The sequence below is a fragment of the Nonomuraea sp. NPDC050691 genome (genome assembly GCF_040654455.1).
Taxonomy (GTDB): domain Bacteria; phylum Actinomycetota; class Actinomycetes; order Streptosporangiales; family Streptosporangiaceae; genus Nonomuraea.
This window is the reverse complement of sequence record NZ_JBFAIA010000002.1, coordinates 58,866-73,871: the sequence shown is the minus strand read 5'-3', so window position 1 is coordinate 73,871 and position 15,006 is coordinate 58,866. Positions and strand designations below refer to the sequence as shown.

Here is a 15,006-nt window from a genome sequence, read left to right as displayed (position 1 = left end):
TCTCCGAGCTGGAGGCGCGCTTCGTGGTCAAGGAGGACGACGGCCGTGTTTCGTGACGGCGTCCTCCAGCCCGCGGACCGGCGGATCGCGGCCGGCAGCTCCTGGGACGGCGAGACGGTCGGCACCGTGCCCGCCGACAGTGGTGACGACCGGGGCGCCGGGTGAGATCGGCCCGGCGCTGACCGGTCATCCCGAGGTGGACATGGTGACGTTCACCGGCTCGGTGTGTACGGGCCGGGTCGTGGCGGCGTCCGCGGCGGGCCGGAAACTGCTGCTGGAGCTGGGCGGCAACGACCCGCTGATCGTGCTGCCCGACGCCGACCTCGCCCTGGCGGCGCGGCTGGCGGCCGACGGCGCCTTCGCCACGGCCGGGCAGTCGTGCCGCGGCGTCAAACGGGTGATCGCGGTCGGCGAGATCGCGGAGCCTCTGGTGGCGCGGCTGGCCGAGGCGGCCCGGCGCCGGCGGGCGAGCGACCCGCTCGACCCGGCGACCGAGGTCGGGCCGCTCGTCAGCGAGGAGGCGGCGGCCGAGGTCGAGCGGCGCATCCACGACGCGGGCGCCGCGGGCGCCGCGGGCGCCAAGCCGCTGTGCGGCGGCGAACGGGACGGCGCGCTGCTCACGCCCGCGGTCCTCGACCACGTGCCGCCCGGCGCGGAGCTGGTGGTCGAGGAGACCTTCGGCCCCGTGGCCCCGGTGATCCGGGTCGGCGACGTGGACGAGGCGATCGCGGTGGCCAACGGCACCCCGTACGGCCTGCAGTCCGGTGTGGTGACCTCGGACGTGACGGCCTTCATGCGGATCGCGGCGGGCCTGCGCGTCGGGGCCGTCAACCTGAACGCGGGGCCGCAGTTCGACTCGCCGCACATCCCGTTCGGGGGCGTCAAGGCGAGCGGGCTCGGCCGGGAGGGCGTCCGCTACGCCATCAGGGAGATGAGCGTGACGAAGACCATCACGCTCCCCCTCCCCTTCCCGGCTGGTTCCCGGCGCCGGGCCGGCGGGTCAGCGGTGACCCGCCGGCCCGGCCAGCTCCACGATGGCCCGCGCCGCCTCGTCGTACGTGATCAACTGCACGCCCATGCCGCCGCACCCGCAACGGACGTAGATGACCCGTCCGAGCGAGGTCGAGTGCCCGGACAGGATCTCCTGCTCCGTCGCGAAGCCGCAGACTTCGCACGCCTTCAGGTCCATGACCCACCTTCACAGAAGGGCGTAATGTCATTCCCGATGCATTTAGATTACGATGGATTCATGGCGAGAACCAGCCCCACCGAGGTGACCGGCTACCGCAACGACGGCGTGGGCACGGCCGTGGCCCTGGTCAACGCGGTCACGGCCGCCCCCGGTGAGCCCTCCCCCGAGGACCTGGGCGCACTGCTGGCCTCGTACAACTTCAAGGTCGACGGCCCGGTGAGCGGCGACGAGGCCGAGGCCCTGCGCCGGTGGGCGCGGCGGCTGCGGCCCGTCTTCGCCGAACCCGACGAGGCGCTCGCCATCGACCTGCTCAACGGCGTGATGGGCGAGGTTCCCATGCATCCGCACATCTCCGACCACGGCGAGGGCCCGCACCTGCACTACGGCCCGCCCGGCGCCGTGCTCGTCGACCGCGTCCGGGCCAACACCGCGGTCGGGCTGGCGTTCGTGATCTGCGAGCACGGCGCCGGCCGGCTCGGCGTCTGCCTCGACGCCGCGTGCGAGCGCGTCTACGCCGACGTCTCGCGCGGCCCGCGCCGGCGCTACTGCTCCAAGACCTGCCTCAACCGCAACACGGTCGCCGCCTACCGGGCACGCCGGGCGTCGGCCCCCGCCTGACCAGCTCTTGACGGCGTCCCCTCAGGACGCCACGCCGAGAAGGGACCGGTCCCGTGACCCGTCCGGACGCCCGCCGCAACCTGCTCGTCCTCGCGGGGACGCTGCTGCTGCTGAAGTCCACCTGGTTCTCCGCGACCGCGGTGATCCCCCAGGTGCGGCAGGAGTGGCAGCTCACGCCCGACCTCGCCGCCTGGCTCACGATCTCCGTCCAGTGGGGGTTCGTGGCGGGCGCCGTGCTGTCGGCGGTGTTCGTCGTGTCCGACGCGCTGCCGCCGATCCGGCTGATCTTCCTGAGCTCGATCGGGGCCGCCGTCGCCAACCTGGCGCTGCTGCTGACCCACGACGCGCTCACCGGCAGCCTCGCCCGCTTCGCCACCGGCCTGTTCATCGCCGGCGTCTACCCGCCGTCGCTGAAGCTCATCTCCACCTGGTACCGCGACGGCCGCGGGGCGGCGATGGGGCTGCTGGTCGGCGCGCTGACCGTGAGCTCCGGCGTCCCGCACCTGATCAACGGGCTCGGCGGGCTGAACTGGCGCACCGTCATCGTGGCCACCTCGGTGCTCACCCTGGCCGGCGGACTGATCACGCTGACCGTCGTCAAGGAGGGGCCGTACCCGTTCCCCGCCGCGGTGCTGGACCCCCGCCAGGCCCGGCGCATCCTGCGCGACCGCGGCACCCGGCTGGCCATGGTCGGATACCTGTGCCACATGTGGGAGCTGTACGCCATGTGGACGTGGTTCCTGCTGTTCTTCTCCGCGGCGCTGCGCGTCCACGGCATGGAGGGGTCACTCCTCGGGGTCTACGTCACCTTCGCCGTCTTCGCCGTCGGCGGGCTGGCCAACTACACCGGCGGGGTGCTCGGCGACCGCTTCGGCCGTGAGCGCACCGCGATCGTCATGATGGGCGCCTCGGCCGCGTGCGCCGCGTTCATCGGCCTGCTCATGGGGGCGCCGCTCTGGCTGCTCATCGTCGTCAGCCTGGTGTGGGGGTACGCCGTCGTGGGCGACTCGGTGCAGTTCTCCGCGCTGGTCACGGAGCTGGCCGACCAGAGCTACGTGGGCACGGCACTGACCCTGCAGATGGCGTTCGGGTTCCTGCTGACCGGGGCGACGATCTGGCTCGTCCCGGCGGCCGAGCAGGGCGTCGGCTGGCGGTGGGCGTTCGCCGTGCTCGCGGTGGGGCCGCTGGCGGGCATCGTGGCCATGCTCCGCCTGCTGCGCGTACGCGGCGAGCGCGTCCTGACCTCAGAGGCGGCGTGATCCACCCCGGGGACGGGCCGGGAGGCGGCGTGCGCGGCCGCGCCTGCCGGGTGACCGCCTGTGCCATGGGCTCGGGTGACCCGCCTTCGCCAGGAGGCCGGCCTGACGCGGAGCAACGCTCAGGCGGCGCGGCCCAGGCGGCCCAGTGACGCCGCCATGAGCAGCGCCGCCACTCCTCCGCACACCATCGCCGCCGAGACGGAGACCGTGTCCACGACGACCCCGCCGAGCAGCGCCCCGAGCGCGAAGGTGGCCTGGAACGACGAGGTGAACACCACCGTGGCGGCCTCCGGCGCGTGCGGCGCGGCCCGGGCGAACCACGCCTGGGAGCAGACCGGCACGGCCCCGTACGCCAGCCCCCACACCACGAGCAGCGCGACCGCGCCACCGGCACCCGTACCGATCACGGGCAGCAGCAGCGTCGCGGCGGCGATCAGGCAACCGGCGGCGGCGAACGTCCCGCGCGGGGCCGCCGCGACTGTGCGGCCCGCGAGGAAGTTGCCCGCGATGCCCGCCACCCCGTACGCGAGGAGCGCGGCGCTGACGGCCGCGGGGTCGAGCCCCGTGACGTGCCGCAGGAACGGCGTCACGTAGGTGTAGGTGCCGAAGTGGGCCAGCACGATCAGGACCGTGGCCAGGAGCGCCACCCGCGTGCCCCGGCCGCGCAGCAGGTCGCGCAGCACCCGGGCGCTGGTGACCTGCCGGGCGGGCAGCGGCGGCACGACCGCGAGCAGCGCTGCCAGGACGGCCGCCGACAGGACGGCCAGCACCACGAACGCCGTCCGCCACCCCGCGACGTGGCCGATGAGGGTGCCGGCCGGCACGCCGAGCACCGATCCCAGCGGCACGGCCGAGAAGATCACGGCCGTGGCCGTGCCGACCGAGGCCGGCGGCACCAGGCGGGCGGCCAGCCCGGCCCCGATCGACCAGAACCCGCCGATCGTGAGCCCCACCAGCACCCGCGACACCAGCATGACCTCGTAGGCGGTGGCGACCGCCGCCAGCACGTCGGCCACGGCCAGGACCCCCATGAGGACGCACAGCATCACCCGGCGGTCCAGGCGCGCGGTGGCCAGGGTGACGACCGGGGCGGCGACCGCGGCGACGAGGCCGGGCAGCGTCATGGTCAGGCCCGCGGTGCCGTCGGACACGTGAAACTCCCCGCCGATGGTGGTCAGCAGGCCGATGGGCAGGATCTCGCTGGTCACGATGGCGAAGATGCCGAGGGTGATCGAGACGACCGCGAGCCGGCCGGTGCGCGGTGGGCGCGTGCGGGTCTGGACAGTCGTGGACATGGGTTTCCGTTCGGACGCTTGGCTGGTGTGTTCAGCCAAGCAGGGGCGCCGAGGCGGGTACCGGCGCCTTTCGGACCTCACCAGTTCTGATCGCGGAACGCACTTTTCCGCGATGGCTGTCACGCTCTTGGTATGGACGACACGTTGAACGGGACGCGGGTGGATCGCCGGACGCTCAACCGGGCCGCGCTGGCGCGGCAGTCGCTTACGGAGCGGGCGGACCTGCCCGCCCTCGACATGATCCGGCACCTCGTCGGATTGCAGGCGCAGGCCGCCGACCCGCCGTACATCGGCCTCTGGACACGGCTGTCCGGCTTCACCCACGACGACCTGACCAGGCTCCTGTACGACAGGACCGTCGTGCGGTCGTCGGTGCTGCGCGGCACCCAGCACATCGTCACCGCGGCCGACTTCCCCTGGCTGCGCCCCCTCATGCGGGCCCCGCTGGGCCGGGCCCGGCAGGCCGCGTTCGGACGGGCCACGGCGGGCATGGACCTCGACGAGCTGGCCGCCGCCGGACGCGACCTGCTCCGGGGCCGCACCCTGACCCGGCCCCGGCTGCGCGACCTGCTGGCCGAGCGCTGGCCGGACCGCGACCCCGAGGCGCTGGCCTGGTCCGTGCAGGCGCTCGTGCCCGTGGTCCACCGGCCGCCCAGCGGCACCTGGGGCAAGGGCGGGGCGACGCCGTTCACGCTGGCCGAGGAATGGCTCGGCGTCCCGATGGCCGCCGAGCCGGGCGTGGACGACCTGGCGCTGCGCTACCTGGCGGCGTTCGGGCCGGCCGGGGTGCGGGACCTGCAGATGTGGTCGGGGCTGCGCGGCCTGGAGGCCGGCCTGGAACGGCTGCGGCCCCGGCTGCGGGTCTACCGCGACGAGTCGGGCAACGAGCTGTTCGACCTGCCGGACGCCGAGCTGCCCGACCCGGGGACGCCGGTCCCGGTCCGGTTCCTTCCCGCGTTCGACAACCTCGTCGTCGCCTACGCCGACCGTACGCGGATCATGACGGACGAGCACCGCAGGCGGGTCTGCGTCGGCTCCATGGTCGCGCCCACGGTGCTCGTGGACGGCTTCGTCCGCGGCACCTGGAAGGTCACGAAGGACCGGGACACCGCTGTGCTGGCGGTGGAGCTGTTCGAGCCGGTGACGGACCGGGCGACGATCGAGGAGCTGGCGGAGGAGGGGGAACGCCTCCTGGACTTCGCCGCGGCGGGCCTCGCCCACGACGTCCGGATCACGACGGCGCGGTGATCACGGAAATGTCGGCCGCGGTCGCCATCATGGCAACGCACGCGCCGTCGACGCCGTCATCGTGAGGAGAGCCGTGGTCAACCAGCGAACCGAGTGGTACGCCATCGGGTGGGACGACTGGAAGGACGTCCAGGCCGTCCGGGCCCGGCTCGCCGCGGGCGCGGACCCGCACTCGGGCGTGTACTACCACGGGACACCGCTGATCGCCGCCGCGCAGATCGGCTCCCCCGAGGTCATCACCGAGCTGTGCCGGCACGTGGACGACGTGGACGCCGAGCACAAAGGCCGCACCCCGCTCTGGGAGGCGGTCTTCAACCACCGCGCCGACAACGCCCGTGCCCTCGTCGCCGCCGGCGCCGACCCGTGGCGGCCCATGATGAACGGCTGGTCACCCGGGCGGCTCGCCCTGGCCGGTCCGACGCCGGATCTGTTCCCCGTACCCCCGGGTGAGCCGGGCCTGTCCGAGACCGAGGCCTCCGCCGCGGCGGAGGCCAGGCGCCTGGTCGCCGCGCTGGGCGCGTTCGACTCCGACGGCCTGGGCCTGGCCTGCGTGGCCGGGATCAGCGCCGCCGAGGCCACCCGCCGCCTGGGGGCCGTGCCCGCCGACGAGGAGAAAGTGGAGGAACTCCTGGAGGATCCCTTCTGCGACCTCGACGGCGGCCTCGCCATCGTCGGCGTGACGGACGTGCCCGGCGGCTGCGTGGTCACCCAGCCCTGGGGCTACACCCCTTCCGACCCCGGCGTCATCCAGCGCCTGTCGGCCGGCACGGTCTGCTACGGGCTGTTCGACAACCCCAAGAGCGGCAACCAGGGCAGTTCCGCCCGCGACGGCGTCATCGAGGAGTGGGACACACATCCCGGCGGCGGCAGCGCGTCGCCTGAGGAGTCGCCGGAGGAGATCCTCTTCGCGTTCCTCTACCACCGCCACGCGATCGCCGACCGGTGCGCCGCCGCGGGCCTGCACCTGTCGGACGCCCGCGCGATCATCGGCCCACCGGACGCGTGGCTGCGCCTCCCCGACGACCTGGTCGGCTGACGCTTCAGCGGGGTCGTCGGCGAGGACGGCATGGCCGGCGCGCTGGGCGGTCGGCGATCGGCGTGGTCGGCTGACGCTTCAGCGGAAGTCGTCGGCGTGGTCGGCGGCCCACTGGCCGAAGGTGCGCGCCGGGGCGCCCGTGAGCTCCTCGATCGTGGAGGTGACCAGTCCGGACCGCGGCCGGGTCCCGGCGGCGGCCAGCAGCGCCTCCACCAGCGCGGGCGGGCGGCCGTCGGCGAGCATCCGGGCCCGCGCCTCCTCCAGAGGCACGCTCTCGAAGCGCACCGGGCGCCCGATCGCCTCCCCGATCGCGCGCACCTGATCCGCCCTGCCGATCACCTCGGGCCCGGTCAGCACGTACGTCGCCCCCGCGTGCCCGACCCCACCCAGGACCCGCGCCGCCACCGCCGCGACGTCACGCGGATCCACCACCGCCGTCGGGGCGATCTCGGGACCACGTACGACGCCCGCGGCGCGGATCTGGGCGGCCCACCCGCGCGCGTTGGAGGCGATCGTGTCGGCCCGCAGCACGGCCCACTCCAGGCCCGACCCGGCGATCAGGCTCTCCATCTCGGCGTGGAGCTGGTTGATCGGGTCGCTCTGCCGCTCGGCCTGGTCGTCCACCCCGGAAGACGAGAGGTAGACGACCCGCCGGACGCGGCGCCGCAGGGCGTCCAGAACGGGCGGGGCGCCGTCGGCGGTGAGGAACGGCCAGATCAGGAACACCGTGTCCACCCCGGCCAACGCCGGCTCCAGCGTGCCGGGTTCGGCCAGGTCGCCTCGCACCACCTCGGCCCCCTCGGGGAGCCGGGCCTCACCTGGGACCCGCACCAGGGCCCGTACGGAGGCTCCGGCGTCCAGGAGCCGGGCGACGACGTGGCGGCCGACGTTGCCCGTAGCGCCGATCACGAGAATCTTGCTCATGACACAGGCCAGCCGCCCACCGAACGAGGATATTCCGCCATAGCCGGACATCCCGGCCACCTGCGGCAGTGCGCACCCAGACGCGATCACCGGCGCCCCCGGGGAGAGATCCTTGGCGTCCTCAGGACACGATCACCGGCGCGCGCGTGGAAAGGTCACGAGCGACCTCAGCACGACAACACCGGCGCGCCCTCCGGAACGGCCCCGCGCGACCTCAGCACGAGATTGATCTCCGGAGAGCGGCGTCACGCGACCGGGGGCCCCTTGCCGACGTCATGGGACCGGAGGTCTCGGAACCGGAAGTCACAGAAGCAAGGGGCTCTTGCCCGACATCACGGGACGCGAGGTCTCGAGACCGAGAGTCACAGGACCAGGGGTCGCAGGAGCAGGGATCGCTAGACAGGCGCACCCAGACGCACGGGCCCAGAACGCGGCCAGGATCAACGGGGAGCGGGATCAGCGGAGGGCGGGATCAGCGGAAGGAGCCGGCGATCTGGCGGGTGGCCACGTTGATCCGGTTCCAGGCGTTGATCGAGGCGATGGCCATCAGCAGCGCCGCCAGCGTCGGCTCGTCGAACTGCGCCGCCGCCTCCTGCCAGACCTCGTCCTCCACGCCCTCCGGCCTGTCGGCGATGCGGGTGACCGACTCGGCGAGCGCGAGCGCCGCACGTTCGGCGTCCGTGTAGAACGGCGCCTCCCGCCAGGCGGCCACCGCCCACAGCCGCTCGTCCGTGACCCCGCCCTCGCGAGCTTCCCGCGCGTGCATGTCGACGCACAGACCGCAGCCGTTGATCTGACTGACCCGCAGCCGGACCAGCTCCAGCGTCTCGCGCGGCACGCCGCTGCCCGTCACGAACGTCTCCATCGCCTGCAACGCCTGGTAGCCGCCGGAAGCGAGCTTGTACACGTCCTTCATGCGAGCCTGCATCGTTGGATCTCCTCTACTTGGATATGCAATAACCAGAATATCGCCACGCGTATGTGCGCAGCCGTCATACACGGCGTTCCCTAGAGCTCGCGGAACCGCTGCCGGGTCGCGGCGGGAGTATGCGGCAACCGCCCCTCCACCTGCGCCTGGAGATCAGCCAGCGTCCGCCCCGCCAGTTCCTTGCGCCAAGCCAGCTCCGCGCCGCGCATGGTCTGCGACACGACACAAACCTTGCGATAGTCGACCGACTCGCTGCCGTCCGGCCCGCGCCGCAGGATCTCCTGGCACCGGAACGCCTCCTGAGGCCCCTCGATGGCCGTCACCACGTCCAGCACGGTGATCTCCCCCGGGGGCCGTGCCAGCCGGAACCCGCCGCGCGGCCCGGAGACCGACGTCACGATCCCGGCCCGTGCCAGCGCCTGCAACTGCTTGTTCAGGTACGCCGCGGGGAGGTCGTAGAAGGCCGCCAGCTTGGCCGCCGGAACCGCCTCGCCGGGCTCGGCCCAGGCCAGGTTGAGGCAACTGTGCAGCGCCCACTCCACGCCCTCACCCATCTGCATATCTGGATATTACACATCCAGAATCCCGCCGGCACGCAGGGGGTCAGCCGGCCCTGACGAGGCGGCGCCGACGTCGAGGAGAACCTCCTCCGGCGGCGGCTCGGGCGACGCACCACTACAAGACCGATGCCTACGAGACCAACCCCCGCCCAGGAGATCGACCCTTCCGCGCCGTAGGCGCCTCACGCGAGACCCGCGCCTACGAGACCGACGCCGCCGCACCCGTCCCCAGCGCCGCCTGCACGATGCGGATCGCCTCACTCGTGTCGATGCCGACGCTGGCGATCACGGCCGCGTACTCGGCGGCGGCCTGCCGCGCCCGCTCGCGCCCCTCCTCCCCCGCGGCCGACACGAACGAGCCCGCCCGCCCACGCGTCTCGATCAGCCCCGCCTCCTCCAGCTCCCGGTACGCCCGGCCGACCGTGTTGACGGCCAGGCCGAGGTCGGCCGCCAGGTGGCGGATCGTCGGCAGCCGGGATCCCACGGCCAGCACGCCGTCCTGGATCTGGCGGGCGAGCTGGGCTCGCAGCTGCTCGAACGGCGGAACGGGCGAGCCCGAGTCGATGACGATCATCGGACGCCCATCGCCCGCCGGGCCACCGTCGCGCTCGACGGCGTCCTGGCATGGATGGCGACACATGCGGCCAGGCCCCCGAGCATGAAGAGGAGCGAGGCGACCTTCCACCACCCGGGCGCGGACCCGAACACCAGCACCACGGGCAGCGCCCAGAGCACGCTCGGGACGGCGACCTCGCGCGCATCCTCGACACGCATGATGACGTCGGCCGTCAGCGAGACCTCGTCCTCGGCCACGACCGGGCGCCTCAGCAGGTCACGCAGGTGCAGGGCGACACCGGCGCCGACACCGGCCAGACCGACCAGCAGCACGGAGGCCGCGTACCGCACGGTGGCGTCCTGGACCGTCAGGGCGCTCCCCGCCAGCACCAGCGCGCCGACGAAGCCGGCGAGCGCGAGCGCCGCGAAGGGCCGGCCGAGCACGGTCCGCCAGCCAGGCTGGACCGGGTGGGCCGCCCGGCGCGACAACGCCGCGCCGGCACGCCGGTCGACGCGCCGCACCCACCAGTCGAGCAGCGACCGGACGAGCAGCAGCCCGGCCATCGACAGCGCCAGGATCTGTAACGGCGCCGACCGGTGCGGCTGGAACCCGCCGATGGCGGAGGTGGCGAGCAGGTCGTACGACTGCGCGAGCGCCGCTCCCATGATGAGCGCGGCCAGTGTGACGTGATCGGCCAGCCGCGCCCGCCGCCGCACCGCAAGACGCATGGCCAGCAACGGCGTCGGCGAGGCGTCGGGCAGGCCGTGCCGGGTCAGCCACTCGCCGGCCTGCCGCAGCTCGGCCGGACCCACAGCCGGCCCCCGACTGACCGCCGGGCCGGCGCCCGGCGACGATGAACTCGCCATACCCCCTCCTTACGTCGCAACTTTTGTCTCAATAGGATGAGTCATTGCTTGCGACAAAGTCAACGCCGAAAGAGCGCCCCCGCCATACCGGAGAACCAGCCCTGAAGATCGGATGCTGAACGCCATAAGGATGGAAGAAGGAAACCGTAAGAGCCCTCCGCCACTGTGGAGTCATCGGAAGCGAACACGACCGACAGCCCGAAACCGGAAGGAAGCACCCCATGCGCAGGCTCAAGCTCCAGGTCCAGACCACCGCCGACGGCTACATGGCCGGCCCGAACGGCGAGATGGACTGGCTGACGTTCCCCTGGACCGACGACATCAACGCCTACATCACGAGCCTCAGCCGGCCGGTCGACTGCATCGTGCTGGGCCGCAAGCTCGCCGAGGGATTCATCCCGGCTTGGGCGTCGCGGCCGGCGGGCGAGAGCCAGGAGGCCATCGACTGGATGAACGACACCCCCAAGGTCGTGATCTCCAACAGCCTCGCCGAGTCACCCTGGGAGAACACCGTCGTCGCGAGCGGCGACCTCGTCGAGACCATCACCAAGCTCAAGGCCCAGCCCGGTGGCGAAATGATCGTCTACGGAGGCGGCACCCTCGTGTCGAGCCTGATCGCCGACAACCTGATCGACGACCTGCACCTGTTCGTCAATCCGGTCGCGATCGGCTCCGGCATGCCCGTCTTCCCCGGTGGGGCTCACCACCGGCTGCGCCTCGCGGACGCGAAGCCGTTCGACTGCGGCATCACGATGCTCCACTTCGAACCGAAGCCCTGAAACGCGCAAACGCGGAAACGCTCCGAGCCGCTCCCCTCGCCGACCTCATCGCGATCACCGGCCTCGCCCAGCCCTTTCGCAGCCCGGTATGCAACCCCATGGTCGGACTGGTGTCCCACCTTCGGCTGGCGTGCAACCCCTCGGGCCGGCGCGCGCCCCCCGTGTGTCAGCGTGCGCCCCTCGGGCCGGCATGCAACGTTCATGCCAGCGTGCAATCCCCTCGTTCGGACCGGCCTGCGATCGCTCGGGCCGGCGTGTGACCGTCTTGGGGCCGACGTGCGATCGCTCGGGCCGGCGTGTAACCGTCTTGGGGCCGACGTGCGATCGCTCAGGCCGGCGTCCGGACTGGCGGTGCGGAGCCTTCGGGCCGCCATCGCCCGCCCCCGCACTGCCCTGTCAACGGATCCCGCACGGCACAATGGCGGCTGTGATCCCCTTCGACGCAGTGCTCTGTGATCTCGACGGCGTGCTTCGCCAGTTCGACCACACCGTACAGGCCGACATCGAGGCCCGTTACGGCCTGCCCCTGATGCGCACCGCCTTCGACCCCGCCCTCATCGGCCCGGCCATTCTCGGTGAGACGACCGAACGGGAGTGGGCTGACGCGATCGCCGTGGCGCTGGGGGACGACGAGCGGGCGCGGCAGGCGGTGGCCGAGTTCATAGAGGTGCCGTTCTGGGTGGATGAGGAGGTCAGGGCACTGCTGGCGAAGGCGCAGGAGCATGTGCCGGTGGTGCTGGTCACGAACGCCATGGACACCGTGGAGGAGCACCTCGACCGGCTGGGGCTGACCTACTTCGCCGATGCCCTGGTCAGCAGCGCGCGGGTCGGAGTCGTCAAGCCGGACCGCCGCATTTACGAGATCGCGGCCGAACTCGCTGGGGCCACGCCTGAGCGCTGCCTGTTCGTCGACGACCGACTGGAGAACGTGGAGGGCGCCAGATCGCTCGGCATGACCGGCGTCCACTTCCGCACCCCGGCCGACCTCGCGGTCGCTCTGGCCTGGTAGCGCCCCACCGGGCCGCACATCTCACTCGTCACGGATACGCCTTCCCGCCTGCGCTGTCGTTGCCGGCAACGGCAACGGCAACGACAGCAACACCTCTTACCGCGACCTCAAGGTTCACCGGGTTCGTGAGTGCGGGCCAACGAGACCCCACGCACGATGTGATCAACAAGGCGAACTCGTCTCATGGACGCAGCGTGAAGACCCAGGCGTGACTGACACAGGTAAAGCCGCAGAAGGCCCGAGGCGAAGCTGCACGCGATGAAGGCGCGGATCCGGACCGCGCAGCGCCTCCGTCACAGCCTCGGCCTGATGATCAACCCGAAGGTGAGCCAGAACGGCGGCGACCGATCGCCGGCACAGCCGCCCGCCGGCCCCCATGGGTGCTCCAGCAGGCAGCGGGAAGGAGCACCGTATGCTCATCGATCTCACCGGAAAGACGGCGCTGGTGACGGGGTCCACCCAAGGCATCGGGGCGGCCATCGCGATCGGCCTGGCCAGGGCGGGCGCCCGTGTGGCCGTCAACGGCCGTACGTCCTCCACCGTCGAGGAGGCCGCCAGCCGGATCCGGAGCGAAGTGCAGAAGGCGGACGTGGTGCCGCTGGCCGCCGACGTGGCCACCGAAGACGGCGCCGCCCATGTTGCCGAGGTCCTTCCCGCACTGGACATCCTTGTCAACAACCTGGGCGTCTTCGAATCCCGGCCCGCGCTGGAGATCACCGATGCGGAGTGGCGGCGCTACTTCGAGGTCAACGTGCTGGCCGCCGTTCGTCTCACCCGGCTCTATCTGCCCGGGATGAAGGGCCGGGCGTGGGGGCGCGTGCAGTTCATCGCCAGCGACTCCGCGATCGTCACACCGGCCGAGATGATCCACTACGGCATGTCGAAGACGGCCCTGCTGGCCGTGTCGCGTGGGTTCGCGAAGGAGGCGGCCGGTAGCGGCGTCACCGTCAACTCCGTCATCGCCGGGCCGACCCACACCGGCGGCGTCGAGGACTTCGTGTACGAACTGGTCGACCGTGACCTGCCCTGGCCGGAGGCGCAGCGCGAGTTCATGCGCCTGCACCGGCCGCAGTCGCTGCTCCAGCGACTGATCGAGCCCGAGGAGATCGCCAACATGGTCGTCTACCTCAGCTCGCCGCACGCATCGGCCACCACGGGCGGCGCGATCCGCGTCGACGGCGGCTATGTCGACGCGATCCTCCCATAGGGGGCTGGCGGCGTGCCCCCAGCCGCTCGAAGACACCCTGTCGCATCCCCCACGCCTGCCGAAAGAGGCTGACAGCGTGCCCTCGTCTCGCGAGGACGCCCGTGGATCTGTGATGGACACGAGAAGCGCGCAGGCGGGAAGGCGCGTCACGCAGGAGGGGCGGACTTGCCGGGCATGGGTGACCCGGCGGACGGAGGAGGGGTGGACTTGCCAGGCATGGATGACCCGGCGGACGGAACGGAAGCCGGACTGACCTCCGACGCGAACGACTTGCCCGCGTTCAGTCGTTCGATCAAGGACAGGAGCCCCTGCCGGTCGCCGTTGGAGCGCAGCCAGCGGTGCACCTGGCAGGCGGACTTGGCGTACGTGGTGGCGTCCTTGCCGGCCGCGGCCAGCCACTGCTCAAGCGTCACGGGCAGTGGTCCGTCCGGCGGAGTCGTGCAGCGGTCGACGGTGGTCTTCGGACGCAGGTAGCGGGGGTCGTCCGACACCACCACCGCCAGCCCCTCGTCGAACCACTGCGGTACCTCCGCGCCGGAGGCGAGGCGGGCGTGCAGTTCGACGTGGGACATCTCGTGGGACGCGATCACCGTGTCCAGCCCGCGAGGGGACAGCATGACGGACCGGTTCAGAATCGCGATGCCGCGCTCCTTCTTGCCGCCTATGCGGGCGTAGCAGGCGTCGGTCACGCAGACGAGCAGGCGGGGCGAGCTGACCGGTGTGCCGTAGAAGCCCTCGATCCGGTCGCGGGCGGCCGTCACGGTGCGGTGTATCCGCTCCCGCTGCTCGCCGGACAGCCCCTTCTCCGTGTACACGCCGGGCTCCAGCTCGGTGAGGCCGTAGCAGCCGGGACAGGTGGTCGCCGCCACGGAGGGGTAGGCCAGGGCGACCCCGGCCACGGCGGCGACGACCAGCGTCGCCAGCGCCGCGGCGACCCGCGCCCACAACCTGCGGGACCTCTTGCTCGGGGTGTGCACTTCGGCCACTCCGGCCCTCCTCCATCCGACCCTCCGACCGGCGATCCGCCGCCCAGGGGCTGGCCGGCTCGCGCTGAGCCGGTCCGCGGAGATACTGTCGCGCAATTTCTCGGCCCGCACATCAGACCCCGGGCTGACATACCCCGGGCTGACATGCGGCTCAACGTGAAGCCGCCCCCGCGCCCGGCTCCTCCCCCTCCGCCACGCAGCTCGGGACCTCCGTGCCCGACTCCTCCCTCTCCGCCACGCAACACCGGCATCACGCGGGCCCGGCACGAGCTGATCATCATGGTGGACGGCGACACCGTCTTCGAGCCCGCCACCATCGGGCGGCTGATCCGCCAGCTCGCCGACCCGGCGGTCGGGGCGGTCAGCGGCAACACCAAGGTCGGCAACCGGCGCGGCATGGTCGGGCGCTGGCAGCACATGGAGGACGTCATCGGGTTCAACCTCGACCGGAGGGCCTTCGAGCTGCTCGACTGCATGGCGACCGTGGCGTACGGCTGCGCTGGCACACCGTCCGCCGCGAGGGCACTTTTGGCGGCCCGGTCA

General features: G+C 72.2%; 14 protein-coding genes and 1 pseudogene. 8 read left to right on the top strand and 7 right to left on the bottom strand.

Annotated features, from left to right (window positions below):
• Positions 1–142 precede the first annotated feature (142 nt).
• Complete coding sequence (locus AB0H81_RS01305; protein WP_358367523.1) at positions 143–1,810, top strand: aldehyde dehydrogenase family protein; 1,668 nt, start codon at positions 143–145, stop codon at positions 1,808–1,810.
• A gap of 53 nt (positions 1,811–1,863) precedes the next feature.
• Positions 1,864–3,069, top strand: coding sequence for an MFS transporter (locus AB0H81_RS01300; protein WP_358367520.1), 1,206 nt, complete (start codon positions 1,864–1,866; stop codon positions 3,067–3,069).
• A gap of 119 nt (positions 3,070–3,188) precedes the next feature.
• Here AB0H81_RS01300 and AB0H81_RS01295 read toward each other — a convergent pair whose 3' ends face one another.
• A complete protein-coding gene (locus AB0H81_RS01295) occupies positions 3,189–4,364 on the bottom strand; it encodes an MFS transporter (RefSeq protein WP_358367518.1) in 1,176 nt (391 codons plus the stop codon).
• Between the two features lie 132 nt (positions 4,365–4,496).
• Here AB0H81_RS01295 and AB0H81_RS01290 point away from each other — a divergent pair, with 132 nt between their 5' ends.
• Positions 4,497–5,612, top strand: coding sequence for a winged helix DNA-binding domain-containing protein (locus AB0H81_RS01290; RefSeq protein ID WP_358367516.1), 1,116 nt, complete (start codon positions 4,497–4,499; stop codon positions 5,610–5,612).
• Positions 5,613–5,685: 73 nt separating this feature from the next.
• The gene (locus tag AB0H81_RS01285; protein ID WP_358367513.1) at positions 5,686–6,648 is read left to right on the top strand and encodes an ankyrin repeat domain-containing protein; all 963 of its coding nucleotides are present in this window, start codon (positions 5,686–5,688) and stop codon (positions 6,646–6,648) included.
• Positions 6,649–6,726: 78 nt separating this feature from the next.
• Here AB0H81_RS01285 and AB0H81_RS01280 read toward each other — a convergent pair whose 3' ends face one another.
• From AB0H81_RS01280 to AB0H81_RS01260, 5 genes are all read right to left on the bottom strand, one after another.
• Positions 6,727–7,572, bottom strand: coding sequence for an NAD(P)H-binding protein (locus AB0H81_RS01280; protein WP_358367512.1), 846 nt, complete (start codon positions 7,570–7,572; stop codon positions 6,727–6,729).
• A 472-nt stretch (positions 7,573–8,044) separates the two neighbouring features.
• On the bottom strand, positions 8,045–8,500 hold the full coding sequence (locus tag AB0H81_RS01275) for a carboxymuconolactone decarboxylase family protein (RefSeq protein WP_358367510.1): 456 nt from the start codon (positions 8,498–8,500) through the stop codon (positions 8,045–8,047).
• An 80-nt stretch (positions 8,501–8,580) separates the two neighbouring features.
• Complete coding sequence (locus AB0H81_RS01270; protein WP_358367508.1) at positions 8,581–9,060, bottom strand: Rrf2 family transcriptional regulator; 480 nt, start codon at positions 9,058–9,060, stop codon at positions 8,581–8,583.
• A gap of 199 nt (positions 9,061–9,259) precedes the next feature.
• Entirely contained in the window at positions 9,260–9,634 is a 375-nt protein-coding gene (locus AB0H81_RS01265; protein WP_358367505.1) for a GntR family transcriptional regulator, read from the bottom strand.
• A complete protein-coding gene (locus AB0H81_RS01260) occupies positions 9,631–10,482 on the bottom strand; it encodes a hypothetical protein (RefSeq protein ID WP_358367504.1) in 852 nt (283 codons plus the stop codon). Before AB0H81_RS01260 ends, AB0H81_RS01265 begins: the two co-directional genes overlap by 4 nt.
• A gap of 221 nt (positions 10,483–10,703) precedes the next feature.
• Between AB0H81_RS01260 and AB0H81_RS01255 the strand changes: the two genes are divergently transcribed.
• The 3 genes from AB0H81_RS01255 (at position 10,704) to AB0H81_RS01245 (ending at position 13,477) form a co-directional block, all read left to right on the top strand.
• The gene (locus tag AB0H81_RS01255; protein ID WP_358367501.1) at positions 10,704–11,261 is read left to right on the top strand and encodes a dihydrofolate reductase family protein; all 558 of its coding nucleotides are present in this window, start codon (positions 10,704–10,706) and stop codon (positions 11,259–11,261) included.
• 427 nt (positions 11,262–11,688) lie between these two features.
• On the top strand, positions 11,689–12,270 hold the full coding sequence (locus AB0H81_RS01250; protein WP_358367499.1) for an HAD-IA family hydrolase: 582 nt from the start codon (positions 11,689–11,691) through the stop codon (positions 12,268–12,270).
• A gap of 412 nt (positions 12,271–12,682) precedes the next feature.
• A complete protein-coding gene (locus tag AB0H81_RS01245) occupies positions 12,683–13,477 on the top strand; it encodes an SDR family oxidoreductase (protein ID WP_358367496.1) in 795 nt (264 codons plus the stop codon).
• Between the two features lie 146 nt (positions 13,478–13,623).
• Here the strand turns inward: AB0H81_RS01245 and AB0H81_RS01240 are convergent, their stop codons facing one another.
• A complete protein-coding gene (locus AB0H81_RS01240; RefSeq protein ID WP_358367494.1) occupies positions 13,624–14,463 on the bottom strand; it encodes a hypothetical protein in 840 nt (279 codons plus the stop codon).
• Positions 14,464–14,607: 144 nt separating this feature from the next.
• On the opposite strand from AB0H81_RS01240, the pseudogene AB0H81_RS01235 reads away from it, so the two are divergent.
• Positions 14,608–14,889: pseudogene (locus AB0H81_RS01235) on the top strand (glycosyltransferase); the annotation flags it as partial.
• Positions 14,890–15,006: the final 117 nt, after the last annotated feature.